Source organism: Paenibacillus sp. RC67 (assembly GCF_030020805.1).
GTDB lineage: Bacteria > Bacillota > Bacilli > Paenibacillales > NBRC-103111 > Paenibacillus_S.
On record NZ_CP125098.1, the window covers coordinates 5,192,101 to 5,207,954 of the forward strand.

Sequence of the window (15,854 nt, forward strand, 5' to 3'; positions counted from 1 at the left end):
ATAATTTAGTAAGCGCTTTACTAAATTCATTGTAAGCCGGGCAGCAGCCTCTGAACCACTACTATACTGACTTATTCGTAGCACTTTTCTGACCTTTTGTTTTGCGATACTCGTTGGGATTCATGCTTACAGCGTGCTTAAACACTTTAGAGAAATAGGAAAAGTTACTGTATCCTACGCTCATCGCAATATCACTGACCGACATATCTGTCGTCAGCAGCATTTCCTTCGCCACCCTTACCTTTTCCTCTGTGATGTACTCCATAATGGATTTTTGCGTCTCCTTCTTATACCATCTGGATAAGTAATCCGGGTGCAGGCTGACATATTTGGCAATGTCCTCTCTGGAAATGGGCTGATCCAGGTGCTGCATCACATATCCTTTTATTTTGGACATCAAGGTATGCTCCGTGCGGCAGCTTACTATGGTGAGCTCCAAGGTTTGTCTGACCCATGTTTTCAAATCGGTCACAGAGCGGACTGCTTGGGATAGCTGTTCCGTCGACGTTAGCTCCCCTAACACTTGATAGGATAATAAGCCTTTCGATTGGATGAAATGATACATAATTTGAAGAAAGCTTTGCAAAAACTTCTGGAGCACCTGCGCTGACAATTGCTCCCTATTCATAAGTGTAGTCAGGTATTGATCGGTTCCAGCGAGTATGGAATGGTACGCTCCCCGCTTTAATAGTTCCAACCATACATTCATTTCAATGATGTCTACCTCGTCGGAATTTTGACTACAATCATTGTAGAAGATGACCTTATTCGTAGGACTGATATTATTTTTCCTCAACTCCAGCAGGCCCTCAAATTGCTTGGCTAAGGACGTCACTTGACCTCTTTCACCCACATAGCAGCTCAATTCACACCCGAAGTATTGTGTACATGAGGACATATAGGTTTCACATTCATGAACAAGCTCACTCTTTCCGAGCTGCTGCTGTTCGTCCACTGGCACAATCACAAGGAGCATATCTGCGGTTACCCACGTAATTTGTCTGCTCCGTGAACCGTGCAAGATCGAGTATTCCGCGGTATTCTGCAAAGCATACTCCATCATTCGCTCTTCACGGAGTGTGAATTTATGGGTCCACCGCTGAATCGAGATCAAGATAGGAATAAATTGGTCCTGTTCATCAATCGGCAGATGATTTGTTCGGATAGTCTCATAAATACTAGCTGGATATGTGGATATTCGCTGATGAAATACATCTTGCCAAAACCGTTCCAAAACAAGCGGCTGCTGTGTTTTCCACAGTTCCGTATAATACTGGCTTTTTTCTTGGATGTCCTGCTGTTGCTTGCGTTCCATTACTTTAGATAATCCTCTCTGTACAACCTGCTTTAATTCGTCAAATTGGACCGGCTTGAGCAAATAATCCAGACTCCCGAGTGCCACTGCCTTTTTAGCATAATGAAAATCGGAATGACAGGTTAAAAAAACAGACTCGCTATCCGGATAGTAGTCCCGTACCCAGGATAACAAATCGATTCCACTTCCCTGAGGCATTTCGATATCACATATCATCAAATCGATCGAGAACTGCTCATACATTTTTTGGGCTTGTCTAATGTTATACGCGACATGGATATGACTAATGGACAACTGCTCCCAGTCGATACAGGACTCTATCATTTTTACCGCGTGCATTTCATCATCAACAATTAGCAAGTGAAACATATTGCCCCTCCCCAGTCACCAATGGATTAGTAAAAAAAGATTGCAAAATGCCGAGTTCAGCTCCTCAATAAGCAGGGACATGAATTTCAATTTGGGCTCCCCCATGCTTTACATTGATTAAGTCAACTCGTGCCTCTTCGTGATATAGCAATTTAAGCCTCCGCCTAATATTCCATATTCCAATATGTTCTCGCTCATTACTAACGATGGGGTTCCCCCTATCCATTTGCTCAAGAACCTCCTCGGGGAAGCCTCGTCCTGTGTCCTTAATCACAATTCTCAAGTAAGGCTGTTCTTCCTCATACAGTTGTATATCGATCGTTATTTTAATTGGTTCGTCCATTGTAATGGCATGCTTGATTGTGTTCTCTACAAAGGTCTGGATCAGGAGCGGCGGAACCTGTACTTTCGATCCGTATTCTGGTTCAGTAATGTCATAAGTGAAACCATCCTGAAATCTCATGGCTTGTATACGTAAATAGTTTTGTGTATGCGTCAACTCGTCCTTTAGCGATACAAACTTTAGATTGGTTTGGAACATAAAGCGCATGTATTGAATCATATAGCTGGACATTTCCAGAATAAACGGGTAATTTTTCATCTGAGCCATATTGTAAATCGTATTAAGTGCATTCAAAAAGAAGTGGGGGTTAATTTGCAGCTGCAGATGCTTCAGCTCTGCGCGCTGGGATAACAGCTGCTCTTCGTACACACTAATCTTCAGCTCCTTGATTTGAGAAACCATCGTATTAAACACTTCATTCATCAATCCAAATTCATAGGATACCGGGTATTTTTCCACACGATGTTCTAAATTGCCGTCTCTTACTCTCCGCATGACATTCATAATCCGGTTCATAGGGACAAGAATGATATTTCTCAAATACATGTAAAATATAGGAAAAAGAATAACAGAACCCAGTACGATCAGTGCAGACATCGAACGGAGTGCAGGCAAATTCTCCAAAATCGTTCGATAAGGCAGTAGAATCAGCAACGAAAAATCTCCTTGGCTAGAATGCTTGCGTACTTGCAAATATTCCTCTGAATGCTCTTTGAGCCCTTCGTCCGTCAACAAGGCGATGTCCGCAGCATTCTCTTGACTTACTGTCATTAGTTCGTCCTTATCGCTCACAAGTATCGCCTTTCCATCCTCTCCTAGCTCTAATAAATTGAGCGGTACCATGAGCTTGGAGGCTTCTACAGTAGCGCCAATGTATACGTTTCCAATACTTTTAATAATAACGAGATAGTACTGATCACCCGACTGATGAACAAACCATCGTTTATTACCATATGTAAGTACCTGGTTCTCATCTTGCAATAGCTCGCTTAACCAAAGCTTCCTCTTCTTTAAATCCCCGGAAGCAATGGCAGGAGGGGCATTCGTTATAATATCATGATTAACAGCTGAGTAAACGAACATTAAGTCAACAAACTTATATTGGGTATAATCATTTTCCATCTTATTAAACAAATTAATTTTGGCAAATTGATATTGGTCCCGAGCGTCTTGCTCCGGAAAACCAAGCTGAAGTAAATCACTTTCAAACGCGGCGGTCATACTTAGATAAGTATCCATTTCCTGTAAAGTACGATCGATCTGATCCATATACAACATCGTTATATTCTCGTTCGATTTTGCCACTTGATCACTTACAACCCGGATAGCATAGAAGCTATGAAAAATTAACAGCGCCAAGAGAGGAACGACAAATACCGACAAACCTACTATGAGCTTGAAACGAATTGATTGATTCGTAAACCGATAAATAAGTGAAATAGCAATCACTCCCTCGATAAATGGATTAAGTGTGCGGGACTCCTTCTTTTCGATCGAACAACTCACTAATATTTTAACATCTCTTTAAAACTAAAGTGTAGCTTCCGCCTCGTACTTCTTTAGTCTTTTTTGAATAACCTCTCCCAACTTACTTTCCAATCTACTACTCCATAGCAAAAGTTTATCATAGTGGTCGCAGTTAATTGTGAAAGGATAATCATTTTTTTATTGTACCCGATTATCATTTCCAGATAATTTACATTTTTATCTACAAGTCAAAAAAGGTTGTCCCATTCTCAACCTGCTTTCATAACGTTATAGAGGTCTGCCATTTGGGCAGGCCGCTTACACTTTTGTGAAGTTTTGTTACCTCTTCGTCGGGTTCGATGACTTTAATCAAACCGATGGTTCCGATCGAGATTAGGTCTTCGAGGTCTTTACCTGTGTTGTCGAATTTTATGACAATATGAACACGAACCGATGTAATTTGTATAATAAGCCTGATGTGCAATCTTCACTTAACTCATATGTTTGAAAAATGGGAAAGTTGATGCTTCCATTTTACCGCGGCAAACTTTTTGTGCAAAAAGACCGAGTCTAGGATATAGCTGCCTCCTAAACTCGATCTTTTCATCTTTGCACTACTTGTGTCGATTGTGAAAGCCACCGAGTTCAAGGTTTGCTTTCAGCAGCTCACCACAGCGGCTCCTTTTCAATAATGATGTTTAACTAAAAGTGTCACGTGTATGTAACGTTTTTATCAATCAAATAAACTTTAATGCAGGAGGATACGGGAGCCCTAGAAGATTAGACGACCAGCGTAGAGCGGGTCCCAATTGTAACCGTTGAATGTATCTGAGCCGTGGAAGCACGGGGATTGGAGGCTTCCCGGCTCTGGTTGCGAAAAATCCCGCTGTAGCAACGGCCACAGCTTGTTCGGCGAATGGGGGGAAATCAATACCGTGAGCAGCCATTTCTTTTCTATATTCAGGTAATAAACATTCTGCAGGAGATCCGCCCTCCCCCTCAATACTGGGAAAGAAGAAACCAATGTCGAATATTAAGGGTCCCCTGCATGCCAATGCCCAATCAAACAGCACCAGAGCATCGTTTCGGAAACAAAGATTATCCGAGCGTATGTCTTTATGGATTAGCCCCCAAGGTTGGTCTGAACGCATTAGCTCCTCTTCTATGGGTATTAACGTGTCAATAACCGCATCAAGCCAAGCCTCTGCTTCTTTCTCATTGTCCTGGAACAGTCCAAGAAAATAATTTCTTTCCTCCATGTTATTTTTTATGGTAAGCCAATTATCGGTTACACCTTTGCCAGACATGGCTTCAACCTTATCCATTTCAGAAATTCCTCTTATGTGAAAAGCTGCTATGTCTCTCATTGCTTGCAAAGCCAATGCCTTAGACCAAGGAGGAACCTTCTTTACCTGTCTTAAATCTTCCAATAATAAAAGATGCCATCCATCAACACTAACGGACCCATAATAACGAGGAGAAATTGGGGTAATCGCAGTGACATTACGATACATGGCTTCTTCCAACGGAAGCACTCTCCAATTTTCAGCAATAGAATCTTTCCCGGCTCCCTTGGCAAATAAAGTTCTACCATCCTCTAGGAACAATCGGAAGGTTGCAGTGGGTCCGTAGCCCCCAAATACACGAGAGGCCCTACGTATAGGGCTTGCCATTTTATCTTCAATTTGTTCGCGTAATTCTTTGGGGACATCTCGCCAGTAAGGCTTAGGCTCTCGCATCGTATTTCACATCTCCTTTACCATTCTGAAAGGAAAAAAACCAGCTGTACCGGCAACTGGTTCTTCTCATTGTGTTATGTTTCTCTATCCCTTAAGCCCTGAAGTGGCTATTCCATCCACGAAATAGCGTTGGGCTGCAAAGAATAATAGGATTTGAGGGATAATCGATAAAAGCGACATGGCCAACACTTGCCCCCAGGAAACCGCTGACTGAGTGTCTATGAACATCCGTAAGGCAAGGGGTACGGTGAATTTATCAACTGAATTCAAATAGATAAGCGGACCGAAATAATCTTCCCAGTGCCATAGGAACGAAAAGATCATGACGGTAATTAGAGCAGGCTTCATTAAAGGCATAACAATGCGCCAATAAATTCCAAACCAAGTACAGCCGTCTATTTTGGCCGATTCATCCAACTCACCGGGAATGCCCCTTATAAATTGAATCAGCAAGAAGATGAAGAAGGCTCCGCCCATCGCGCTAGGTACGATAAATGGAAGGTAGGTGTTGATCCAGTTAAATTTATGAAACATAGTGTATTGCGGAATTAATGTCACCTGACTTGGCAGCATGATCGTCAGAAGTAGCAGCGAAAACCACATTTTTTTGAGTGGAAAATTCAATCTTCCGAAGCCGAAAGCAACCAAGCTGCTTGAAATCACCGTTAATATTGTCGTCGAAAGAGTCAGCTGTATGCTGTTTATATAAAAATAAGTAAAGGTATACTTGGGAAGCGCTACCCAGCCGTCCGAGAAGTTGCTCCATTGAAAAGTGCTGGGAAATATCCCAGGAGAGCTAAGCTCTGTGTTGGTCTTGAACGATGCACCGATCCACCAGAGCACCGGATAAAACATAATCGCACTAAAAATCAGCAGCAGCATATGGGTGAGCGGCTTGCTCGAGGTTAACGTCCTCATCGATTCCCTCCCGGCTCATTCTCGTAGAACACCCAATACTTGGAGGCTATAAAATTGATTGCGGTCGCGATCGCCACAATGACCAGCAGTATCCAGGCTAACGCAGAGGCATAGCCCATATGAAGCGTCGCGAAAGCCTTTTGGTACAAGTACAAAGCATACATTTCCGTAGAATTAAGAGGGCCGCCGTTCGTCACAATGAATGCTGCAGTAAATGACTGGAATGAGTTAATGACACCCATAATCAGATTGAAAAAGATAACGGGTGACAATAGAGGAAGCGTCACGGTAAAAAACTGCCGAAGCTTAGACGCGCCATCCACAGATGATGCTTCATAGAGTTCATTCGGAACTTGCTTCAGCCCCGCCAAAAAAATGATCATCGCAGAGCCAAACTGCCACACGCTCAAAGCGACCAGTGTACCTAGTGCGGTTCCCGGTGTTCCGATCCAGTTTTTAGGGTCGATACCGAACAATGGAACAATGTGATTGATAAAGCCATTAATCCCGAAAATATTTTTCCATAACACAGCCACCGCAACACTGCCTCCAATGAGAGAAGGCAAGTAAATAATAGTTCGGTAGAAACCGATGCCCTTCATTTTTTTGTTGAGCAGCATAGCGACAAGTAGTGCAAAGATAAGCCTGGCCGGAACGGAGGTCAATACGAAAGTAAAGGTTACCTTCAAAGAATTGTAGAAAAAACGATCCTCCGATATCTCCTTGAAGTTCTGCATCCCTATCCACCTCGGTGGACTGAGAAGCGAGAAATCCGTAAACGTGTAGTAAAATGATTGAATCATAGGCCACACGGTTAATATAGCAAAACCAATCAACCATGGAGAAATGAACAAGTAACCTGCCAAAGGCGAATACGAATGATTATGTAATTTGGATTTCTTTACTTTATTTGAGGATTTGCTAACGGCCATCACAGATTCTTGATTCATCCTATCAGCTCCGTTCTGCTGAGGTTATTTCTCGTATTTCTTGCCAGCCTTCACCAACTCGTCATAAGCTTGCTCCGGTGTGATTTTCTCAAACATTAACCGTTCCCTGATATCCTTTTCATCTTTACCGAAATCCGCCCAGCCTGGTGCACCCGGATTGAATACTTGCGAATTCACAGCAGTTTTATTAATCATTTCCACTGTCAGCTTGTCTCCAAGGCTAAATTTCGGCTGCAGCAGCGACACGATTTTATTCGTAATCGGAACGCCTCGCGTGGTGCCCCCGATTGTTCCTGCTTCGGGATCATTAATGAACCAGTCTATAAATTTCTTCGATTCCTCTTTATAAGGAGAATCCTGACCGATACTGAAGTAAAAAGTTGCTTTCAGCCATCCGCCCCCTTGTGCTGCTTTAGGCATTGCCGCCACACCGATCGCACCGGGCTTTAATTCTTCATACGCGGATACCTGTGCAGCATGCAATCCTTTAAACAATAAATTGCCGTTAATCAGCATATCGGCGGTCGGATCTAAGTCCTTATCGGCCAACTGTACATCTGGCGGCGGCACGACGCCGGCTTTTCTTAACTGAGCAAATTTTTTCGTCCATTCGAGCCATGTTTCTTTGTCGTAATTAAACTTGCCTTCCAATGTAACAGGCCAGCCCTTTCCTTTGCTCAACTGGAACGCTGCATATTGGGTTGTATCGGTTGTACCGTCCTTGATGACATACTGCCCCTTACCGAGCTTCGGCTTGATCTCTTCTACCAGCTTGAAGAAATCATCCCATGTATAGCCGTCCTTCGGCGCAGCAACTCCTAACTTCTCTAGCGCGGCTTTATCATATATCATGCCCCACGCATTGTTGCCTAACGGTACAGCCGTCAATTTGCCTTTATACTTCCCGGTATCCAATAAGCTAGGATCAATGTCCTTGGTGTTGATACCGGAGGACAAGTCCGCAAGCTGACCTCTACCGTTCCAGTCGGCAAGCCAAGCGGCATCCATTTGTATAATATCCGGAGCGTTTTTGGCAGCAGCCTGGGTCGTCAGCTTGTCCAAATAACCGTCAAAACCTTGGTATTGCGTTTCAAAGGTCACATTAGGATTCTTTTTTGAATAAAGATCCAATATCTTTAGCGTTGCATCATGCCTTGCTTGTGAGCCCCACCACATGACACGCAGCTTAATGGGCTTACCCCCGGCAGGTGCGTCCGCTCCTGTTCCGGCCGGTTTGGCAGAAGGTTGAGCTTCTTCCTTCACACCGAGGGAACTGCAGCCTGCCGTTGAGATCGCTAGCACCAAGGATGCAATGACTACGGTTATATTTTTTAACACGATTTGCATAGGCTATTCCTCCTTTGTTTTGAAACGCAAATGAAGTAGTCATTAGCTGCTGCGCCGTTATATACCCGGATACACAGCAGCCAGCTTCCTCAGATCATGCAGTCTGTTATTTGGAGAACGATTGTGTTATATCCTCTTCTATTGCAATAGATGCCTCTTTATAGAACTTTGAAGACGATATGAGTTCCTTCAATAGCTCTTCATATTGATCTGAGTCAAAGGGCACCTCCACCATTTGCTTGGTGAAGGAAGAAAGCATAATGCCATTGGCAATGGTGACCGAATGGATTCCCTCTGTCCCCTCAGCAACCAATTCCCCTGTTCCTGTAACAATCCTGCTGATGAATTTCTCTGTCACAACCTTATGTCCTGACGGTACGTCTGTATCCACTTCGATCTCGGTTTCCTCACACTCCACATTGCCGAATCCTTGTGTCGTTTCTCTCAAATGCTGAAGCATAGAAATTTGGTTGAGGTACAGCAGCAGCTTATCTTTTTCGTAAACGAGCCGGCCGTTCTCTCCCACAATTTCTAGACGATTGACTCCTGGGGATTCCGCCGTGGTCACTATAAAATGACCGATCATGCCGTTCTCATGCTCGAAATAGGCTGTAACCTCATCCTCTACTTCAATATGATGATACTTGCCGATGTGAGCATGTCCGCTGATCTTGGCCGGCACTCCAAACACCCATTGATAAAAATCAAGGTTGTGTGGGCATTGGTTCGTCAAGATACCGCCGCCTTCTCCAGCCCAGGTTGCACGCCAGTCACCGCTATCGTAGTAAGCCTGCGAACGAAACCAAGCCGTATTAATCCACGATGCTCTAGTCAGCTGTCCAAGCTTACCGCTATCTACTATTTCTTTAATTTTCTTGTAAAAAGGAAGTGTTCGTTCCTGGAACATCATACCGAACACTAGCTCAGGGTATTGCTGCTTGGCTTTGGCATAAGCCGCGATAGTTCGCCGCGCATCATTTACATGAACCGCCAATGGCTTTTCACAAAGCACATGGATGCCGTATTCGAAAGCATCGATAGCGATCGTTGGATGACTATAATGCGGTACCGCAATAATGACAGCTTGCAAACCGGAATGCTTAAATAACTCCTTATGATCGTAATAGGCAGTCGTTCCGCACTCCGATGCCACTCGGTCTGCTTTTTCAACCACGAGATCACACACGCCTACCAGTTCTATCTGCTCAATGGCTTTAATATTTCGGATATGGGTTTTACCAATATTACCCAAACCAACCAAACCTACTTTTATCTTTGAAGTACTCATCTGTCGTCCCTCCCTATTTTAGGACCAAGCCAAGCCTTCCTTTTGCAGCAGCTTTTTCAAGGCCTGAACAGCAATCTTAAAGCGCTCTGGTCCGCTATGCTCAGGAAACGCCTTGTGCAAATGCGGTTCAATTGACAAAAATCCCGAGAACTCCCGCTCCTTCAGTGCCTTCACGAATAAAGGGAACTCGCCGTCCCCGTCTCCTGCCGGGACAAATATCCGCGCTTGTCTGTCGGCATCTTTAATATGTACATATTCAAGGTAAGAGGATAGCAGCGGGTAAGCCTCACACATCGGCATGATCTCGTTCATTACGAAGTTTCCCGGATCGAAGGCCAACCGTAGGCTTGATGAACCACAATGCTGTAATATTTCTAAACAGCGTTCGTCTGTATTGCCATAGACACCGCTTTCATTTTCCAAAAGCAATGTAATGCCTTCCTGTTCGGCACGTTCAGCTAGCTGCTTCATACGGGAAAACACTTCGTCCCGGTAGTTCTCATGCGATTCATTGGGTGGAATAAAATAAGAGAACACCCGGATATAGCGTGTGCCCAGCTTCTTAGCGATAGCTAGAGCACGCTGTATTTTCTCAAGCTCCTTATCGAACGGATCCTGTATCGGGTATTTGCCAATCGGGGAGCCGATGGACGATACACCTATGCCTTTCTCATCGAGCGATGCTTTCAACTGGGTTAATTCATCTTCGGTTAAATCCATGACGTTCTTGCCATAAACGCCTCGTAGTTCCAAATGGGAAATTCCTTCGGCTGCAAGAACGTCCAACTGTTCTTCCAATTGACCAGAGATCTCATCTGCAAAACCTGTCAGTACTAGCAAATGGCTTCACCTCTCCAATGACTGAAAGCGATTTCAACTGCAGTTGATATTACATAGTGTAACAGGAGATGAAGGGCTTAAGTTACTTTCCCATTGACCAGGTTTGATATGAAATTGTTCTATAATTGACTTTTTAATAGTCGGCGGTATTGATCCGGTGTCTTACCCTCCCATTGCTTGAATACTTTACTGAAATGAGAATGGTTTTTGAATCCAATGATATAGCAAATATCGGTCACGGATTTTTCCGGTTCAAGCAAAAATAAAATTTTGGCCTGATTAATTCTCCTCTTGTAAATATAGTGAAACATGGTCATACCCGTAGTCTCACGAAAAATACGCACTAAATAATACTTGTTGATATGCAAGGATTCTTCCAATTGATCGAGACAAATATCCGTCATATAGTTCTTTTCAATATAGGTCAGTGCGTTCTGTACATGCTGTTCTTTTTCCGAGGGGAAGCTCACTTCCACCTCTACCAATTTCATTAGAACTTGGCAGATGAATAGTAATGCTTCTAGACAGACCACGCGGAACCTCTCTTGCGAGACGGCATCTGTTGTGCAGTATAGACGGTTCATTTTGCATAGAAGCTCTTCAAATTCAGCTCTCTGGGCTTCATGGAGCTGTATTTTATAGTTACCGAGTCTCTCGAATGGCTCCAGTGGATTGACAGCAAACATATGATCTGATGCCGCACGAAAGTAACCCGGGTCAAAATTAAGAAGGGTTCGGATATAAGGATAACCATCAAAGCTTTTAGGCATATGCAGTGTCAAACCATGCATGACGATGAGCGTTCCCGGCATTAACACGTGAATTTTATCACCAATCAAATAATTTCCTTTGCCCTCATGAAAATAAAAAAATTCATAGTTATCATGGGATTGAAAGTGACCTTCCGGAACCGGAGCGCTTTTTAAATACTCGTACTGCAGTAAATACAACCGTTCCATGCATATCCCTCCAGCATCGTAAAATAATGTAAGAATAGCTGCTTTGCCACTATTATATCATTCGCTTTACACTTACTGGATTACGAAATTAAGAGTTGAGATATGGGCACGAAAAATAAGTTTGACGCCGCCAGATCGGGTATGATAAGTCATCAGTCCGACTAGTTTAAACACCAATTCTTCAAAGTTCAGATTCCTTAAGAGAAATATCGTCCTGATGAATAACTTTATTCGGCTAGTGGACATGGGTACTTCACAAAGTTATAGGGAGGATGGATCAATTCACGAACACTTTAACTTATACCGTTGAACCGGGTTTTTATTATCGAGGTGTAACCGCACATTGGATAAGAAAAAGAGTGGTAACAATTCAACGGTTCTCATAACATAATTAACAGTAATAGGACAGGGATCTACCCTGTCCTATTACTGTTAATGTTGGTCACCGCTATATTATTGGCGATCGGGATACCATTCAACTCAAGGTCTAGGCTAGGGAACATATGGGAAAATTAGTATTTGATTCCCTACTGGTTTATCATGATTTGCGGTACATACGGGGAGCCATTCCGACTTCTCTTGCAAAGAGTCTTGTGAAATAAAGCGGATCTTGATAGCCCACATCTCTTGCAATTTTCGAAATGGGTTCATTGGTGGAACGGAGCAGCTGCTTCGCTTTATCCAGCCTGACCTTGTTAATAAACTCGATCGGCGTGTAACCGGAATATTTTTTGAACAGAATCGAATAGTAGCTAGACGATAGTGACGCCATAAAGGCGAGCTTATCGCGTTCTAAAGAAGATTGATAATGCTCCTGAATGTACTTCATCGAATCAGCTATGAGTCGAGCCGTCTCATCTTCATTGTGAAGCTTATAGCTCAACACTTCGCTCACCCATTTAAGCAGTGTCAAGAAGTGAAGTCTGACGGTCCATTCCGTACTCGTGTTCTTATCGTTCCACAGCTCATATAGCTGCTTAAGCCGCCTTTCCAGTTCTGCCAGATCCGCATAGAACGGAAATACACGATCGAACGGCAATGGAGCACCGTATTGGCCCAGCTTGACCTGGTTCCCTTCCCATTCTATGGGATAATAAAGGAAATGGACGCTATAATACGTCAAAGGATCTTCCTGTGAGCTCGATAATACGATATGCTCATCAGGAGCCATATGCAGAATCGTACCTGGATTCAAGGTCCATTCCGTACCATTCATTTCAAAGGTGCCCTTCCCTCCAATGACACAAATAAAATTATAAATGCTGGTTTGCTTAAGCTCAAACCTGTACTTTCTTTGTTTCCAAAATAACTCCCCCCGAAGAAGCACCTCAATCATTTTAGGAAAAAATCGCTCAAAATACTGATCATGCACCTATCTCATCTCCCAAGATGAAGCAAGTTAATACTGCTATCATAGCACAGAACAGCATCCCCCCACATAGCAGGGAATGCTGTTCTTGAAAGATGCTCTACATGCCGGCTTACTTCGCTTTCTCGGCAGCAATCGCTTTGTTGATCACCTCTTCGGCGCTGCGCAGCACGGTATTCAAATCTTTGCTTTCCACGATAGCCTTCTGCAGCTCTTTCATGAACATGTTCTCGGCCTTGACATTCGTTAATCCCGGCTTACGGCCAGGCATGGCCGGTCCCACTTTATTAAAGGAGGCTGCCTTTATATTTTTGTCCTTATACATCGGATCGTTTTTCATAAACATTTTTTTGATTTCATCGTTTTTCAAGACCGGAAATACAGCCAAATCCGCAGCGAGCTTGGCCTGCATATCGTCTGAAGCAAGCCATGCCGCAACCTGAAATGCAGCGTCCTTATTTTTACTGCTGCTCGTTATATAGATATTGCGGAAATCGGATAACCGCCCGATTCCCGGCAGCTCCTTGTATGTAGGCATGCTGACGATATCCCACTTGAAGTCCCAATCCATAAAATTCCTGGATACAAACGTCGTCATCGCTGAGTGTCCATTAATAAACTCTTTCCAATCCAAATCTTTATTAATTGTTGTGGAATCGAATTTCAGACCGGGAAGAGTATAAAACCGCTTCCAGTTCTCGCCGATTTTTTTCCATGTTTCCGTATTCACCGCCGCCTTATCTTCCGTCAAACTGAGAATAGGTTCTCCAAACGGATTCTGGGTGAAAAAGGTTTCCATCCAGCGATCGGAAAATCCGCGATATTGAATGCCTCCCTCGGCTCGGGTCATGAGCTTAGCAAGCTCGTAAACCTCATCCCAAGTCATGCCGTCTTTAGGATAAGGAACTCCGAACTTATCGAACAGATCCTTATTGTAATGCATCGTCCCTCCGCTCGTGCCGCTAAGCGGTATACCTCCAATAATGCCTCCTGTCTCATTTTTCATCATTTCAAAAGCCATAGGATCAATGTCCGACGTATCGAAACTGTATTTCTTTATCAGCTCGCTTACATCGTAAAGCAAGCCGGTCCTTTGCAGATCCGGAGTAGCTACTCCGCGTCCGACGAACAAATCCGGCATCTCTCCTGAAGCAACCAGCGTATCGATGGTTACACCACCTGTTCCCGTGCTCGAAACCGCTTTCAAAGTATAGTTAGGAAATTTGGTCTTGGTTTGCTGGGCAATATAATCAAATTCGTTCTGTGACATAGACCACATGTAAAAGCTTATCTCTGCAGGCGTATTCACTACCTGAGCCAAGTCTGTCCGTGTCCTCTCTTGCTTATTATCGGCTTGTGTTCCCCCACTGGCGCACGCCGTAAGCATCAACGCGACTGCCGAGAAAATAATGATCATTTTGTTGTTCATCGAAGACCCCCTATAAAAACGTTTTCAAAATCCCACCTATTTCTTCTCCTGCTGCTTTAGATTTGCTTTAATTTTCAGAAACCTATACGATTAGTTAATTCTTAATTAAATTATAAAATCTCTATTTATGAAAGTAAATGGATATCAGTTTTATATATATGGATAATTAGTTGGTACATTTTTTATTCATAATGATGGCATAAGCACAAAAAAGGATACCAATTGGAAAGTTCGAACTCATAGTAAAAACCCAGCATTATCATCCCAAGGGAGCGATAATGCTGGATGAATGGGACTATCCGTGTTCTCAACTTGGGATAGTCATTAGCCAGAACGACCAGTCTTTGGGAGGCCGTAAAGCAGTCAAATGCCTTGATACCGCGATCAGCCTCGGAGATGAGTATACTTTTTCTGCTCTTCTGGTAAGCTGGACTGCCAGCCCGTTGATCTCGTTGTCAATATTTTGCCAGGCCCAAGGTAATTCCTCTGCCAAGTAAGGTGCCAAAAACTGAAACCCAAGCTCAATCCCTCTACCATCCTCGGTCCGATAACGCCATAAATCGACTCCGAGCACATCGCCGCACCTAGCCAAGCTTACAAAGGCGCTCAGTCCATATAATGAGTAGAAAAGCGCCCGATTGCGTTTCAACTCGCGATGAAGTCCTCCATCCGGTGTGAATTGCACATCGATTTGCCACTTGGCACGTTCCATCATTTGCCGCGCTGTTTCCAAGTTGCCGATGTAGATGGAAAAAGCCGCCAATTGCGCCGCATACCAGGACCCGTGATTATCGGTAGCGCGATACTCTTCTTTGCCTGCAGGACTCTCCAACAACCAGTCGCAATAAGCGGCAAACCATTGCTGTAACGCCTCGTTATCGGCCTGGGTCCAGCTTATCGATTGCGTCAGTAGATTGACCGAGTCCAGGAGCCCGATTAATTGTACTCCTTCTATAATGCCGATGGCCATTCCATCATTAACCCCGGGCAGCGAGGCCGCATACTTGAAATTCGGGTTCATTCGGGTTTCTGGATTCAGGAACCAAACTCGCAGCAGCTCGGCTGCTTTGGCAGCGTAAGCCTCCGAGTCCGAATATAAATACGCCAGCGCCAAAGTGTTAACCCTTACGCGCATATTGAAATAAGGTCCCAAGTCATACTCGTCACTGGCTGCCGCCGGATTCGTATACCCGTCGCGACGGATGAAGGGTATTCCGTCGGGCGTATCCGGATTGCGCCAAGCGTATTTTCCAATTGCGAAAAAATCATGCATATCTCCGGAAGGAGGGAGATGTCCCTTGTTAACTACGGAATCGGGAGCTTTTTGAAGATAGGAGTCCGCCTCATTAAGTAATGCAGAATAAGCTGGCATCAGACTCGGTTCATTCGCTTTCACCCTCTCTCGGATACATATCAATTCCTTATAGTCAAGTTGAATTAACGTTGGTACATTCGTTTGTTTCATGACTGCTATTTCCTCCTCTTTGGGCGTATTATGTAGCCGCGTTAAGCCCGACCGTG

At 43.9% G+C, this 15,854-nt stretch carries 12 protein-coding genes; all 12 read right to left on the bottom strand.

Annotated elements, in window-relative coordinates; all coding sequences use genetic code 11:
- Nucleotides 1-61: 61 nt before the first annotated feature.
- The 12 genes from QMA13_RS23630 to QMA13_RS23685 all read right to left on the bottom strand — a co-directional run bounded on the left by QMA13_RS23630 (nt 62) and on the right by QMA13_RS23685 (nt 15,798).
- Nucleotides 62-1,684 (bottom strand): response regulator transcription factor, encoded by a 1,623-nt coding sequence (locus QMA13_RS23630; protein ID WP_282936189.1) that lies wholly within the window; start codon nt 1,682-1,684, stop codon nt 62-64.
- Nucleotides 1,685-1,748: 64 nt separating this feature from the next.
- Nucleotides 1,749-3,476 carry a sensor histidine kinase gene (locus QMA13_RS23635; RefSeq protein WP_282936190.1) on the bottom strand — a complete coding sequence of 576 codons (1,728 nt, stop codon included), beginning with the start codon at nt 3,474-3,476 and terminating at the stop codon, nt 1,749-1,751.
- 755 nt (nt 3,477-4,231) lie between these two features.
- A complete protein-coding gene (locus tag QMA13_RS23640; protein WP_282936191.1) occupies nt 4,232-5,233 on the bottom strand; it encodes a phosphotransferase in 1,002 nt (333 codons plus the stop codon).
- An 84-nt stretch (nt 5,234-5,317) separates the two neighbouring features.
- Nucleotides 5,318-6,151 (bottom strand): carbohydrate ABC transporter permease, encoded by an 834-nt coding sequence (locus QMA13_RS23645; RefSeq protein WP_282936192.1) that lies wholly within the window; start codon nt 6,149-6,151, stop codon nt 5,318-5,320.
- Nucleotides 6,148-7,101 carry a carbohydrate ABC transporter permease gene (locus QMA13_RS23650; RefSeq protein WP_282936193.1) on the bottom strand — a complete coding sequence of 318 codons (954 nt, stop codon included), beginning with the start codon at nt 7,099-7,101 and terminating at the stop codon, nt 6,148-6,150. Before QMA13_RS23650 ends, QMA13_RS23645 begins: the two co-directional genes overlap by 4 nt.
- A gap of 24 nt (nt 7,102-7,125) precedes the next feature.
- Nucleotides 7,126-8,448, bottom strand: coding sequence for an ABC transporter substrate-binding protein (locus QMA13_RS23655; protein ID WP_282936194.1), 1,323 nt, complete (start codon nt 8,446-8,448; stop codon nt 7,126-7,128).
- Between the two features lie 106 nt (nt 8,449-8,554).
- Nucleotides 8,555-9,736: a Gfo/Idh/MocA family protein gene (locus tag QMA13_RS23660; protein ID WP_282936195.1), complete on the bottom strand. Its 1,182-nt coding sequence runs from the start codon at nt 9,734-9,736 to the stop codon at nt 8,555-8,557.
- Nucleotides 9,737-9,754: 18 nt separating this feature from the next.
- A complete protein-coding gene (locus QMA13_RS23665) occupies nt 9,755-10,576 on the bottom strand; it encodes a sugar phosphate isomerase/epimerase family protein (protein ID WP_282936196.1) in 822 nt (273 codons plus the stop codon).
- Nucleotides 10,577-10,695: 119 nt separating this feature from the next.
- Complete coding sequence (locus tag QMA13_RS23670) at nt 10,696-11,535, bottom strand: helix-turn-helix transcriptional regulator (RefSeq protein ID WP_282936197.1); 840 nt, start codon at nt 11,533-11,535, stop codon at nt 10,696-10,698.
- Nucleotides 11,536-12,073: 538 nt separating this feature from the next.
- Entirely contained in the window at nt 12,074-12,907 is an 834-nt protein-coding gene (locus tag QMA13_RS23675) for a helix-turn-helix domain-containing protein (RefSeq protein WP_282936198.1), read from the bottom strand.
- Between the two features lie 109 nt (nt 12,908-13,016).
- The gene (locus tag QMA13_RS23680; RefSeq protein ID WP_282936199.1) at nt 13,017-14,333 is read right to left on the bottom strand and encodes an ABC transporter substrate-binding protein; all 1,317 of its coding nucleotides are present in this window, start codon (nt 14,331-14,333) and stop codon (nt 13,017-13,019) included.
- 307 nt (nt 14,334-14,640) lie between these two features.
- On the bottom strand, nt 14,641-15,798 hold the full coding sequence (locus QMA13_RS23685) for an alginate lyase family protein (protein WP_282936200.1): 1,158 nt from the start codon (nt 15,796-15,798) through the stop codon (nt 14,641-14,643).
- Nucleotides 15,799-15,854: the final 56 nt, after the last annotated feature.

Excerpts from the sequence above, each read along its gene's own strand:
- QMA13_RS23630 (WP_282936189.1), bottom strand. The coding sequence starts at position 1,684 with ATGTTTCACTTGCTAATTGTTGATGATGAAATGCACGCGGTAAAAATG.
- QMA13_RS23680 (WP_282936199.1), bottom strand. The coding sequence starts at position 14,333 with ATGAACAACAAAATGATCATTATTTTCTCGGCAGTCGCGTTGATGCTT.
- QMA13_RS23650 (WP_282936193.1), bottom strand. The coding sequence starts at position 7,101 with ATGAATCAAGAATCTGTGATGGCCGTTAGCAAATCCTCAAATAAAGTA.
- QMA13_RS23645 (WP_282936192.1), bottom strand. The coding sequence starts at position 6,151 with ATGAGGACGTTAACCTCGAGCAAGCCGCTCACCCATATGCTGCTGCTG.
- QMA13_RS23685 (WP_282936200.1), bottom strand. The coding sequence starts at position 15,798 with ATGAAACAAACGAATGTACCAACGTTAATTCAACTTGACTATAAGGAA.
- QMA13_RS23660 (WP_282936195.1), bottom strand. The coding sequence starts at position 9,736 with ATGAGTACTTCAAAGATAAAAGTAGGTTTGGTTGGTTTGGGTAATATT.
- QMA13_RS23640 (WP_282936191.1), bottom strand. The coding sequence starts at position 5,233 with ATGCGAGAGCCTAAGCCTTACTGGCGAGATGTCCCCAAAGAATTACGC.
- QMA13_RS23655 (WP_282936194.1), bottom strand. The coding sequence starts at position 8,448 with ATGCAAATCGTGTTAAAAAATATAACCGTAGTCATTGCATCCTTGGTG.
- QMA13_RS23670 (WP_282936197.1), bottom strand. The coding sequence starts at position 11,535 with ATGGAACGGTTGTATTTACTGCAGTACGAGTATTTAAAAAGCGCTCCG.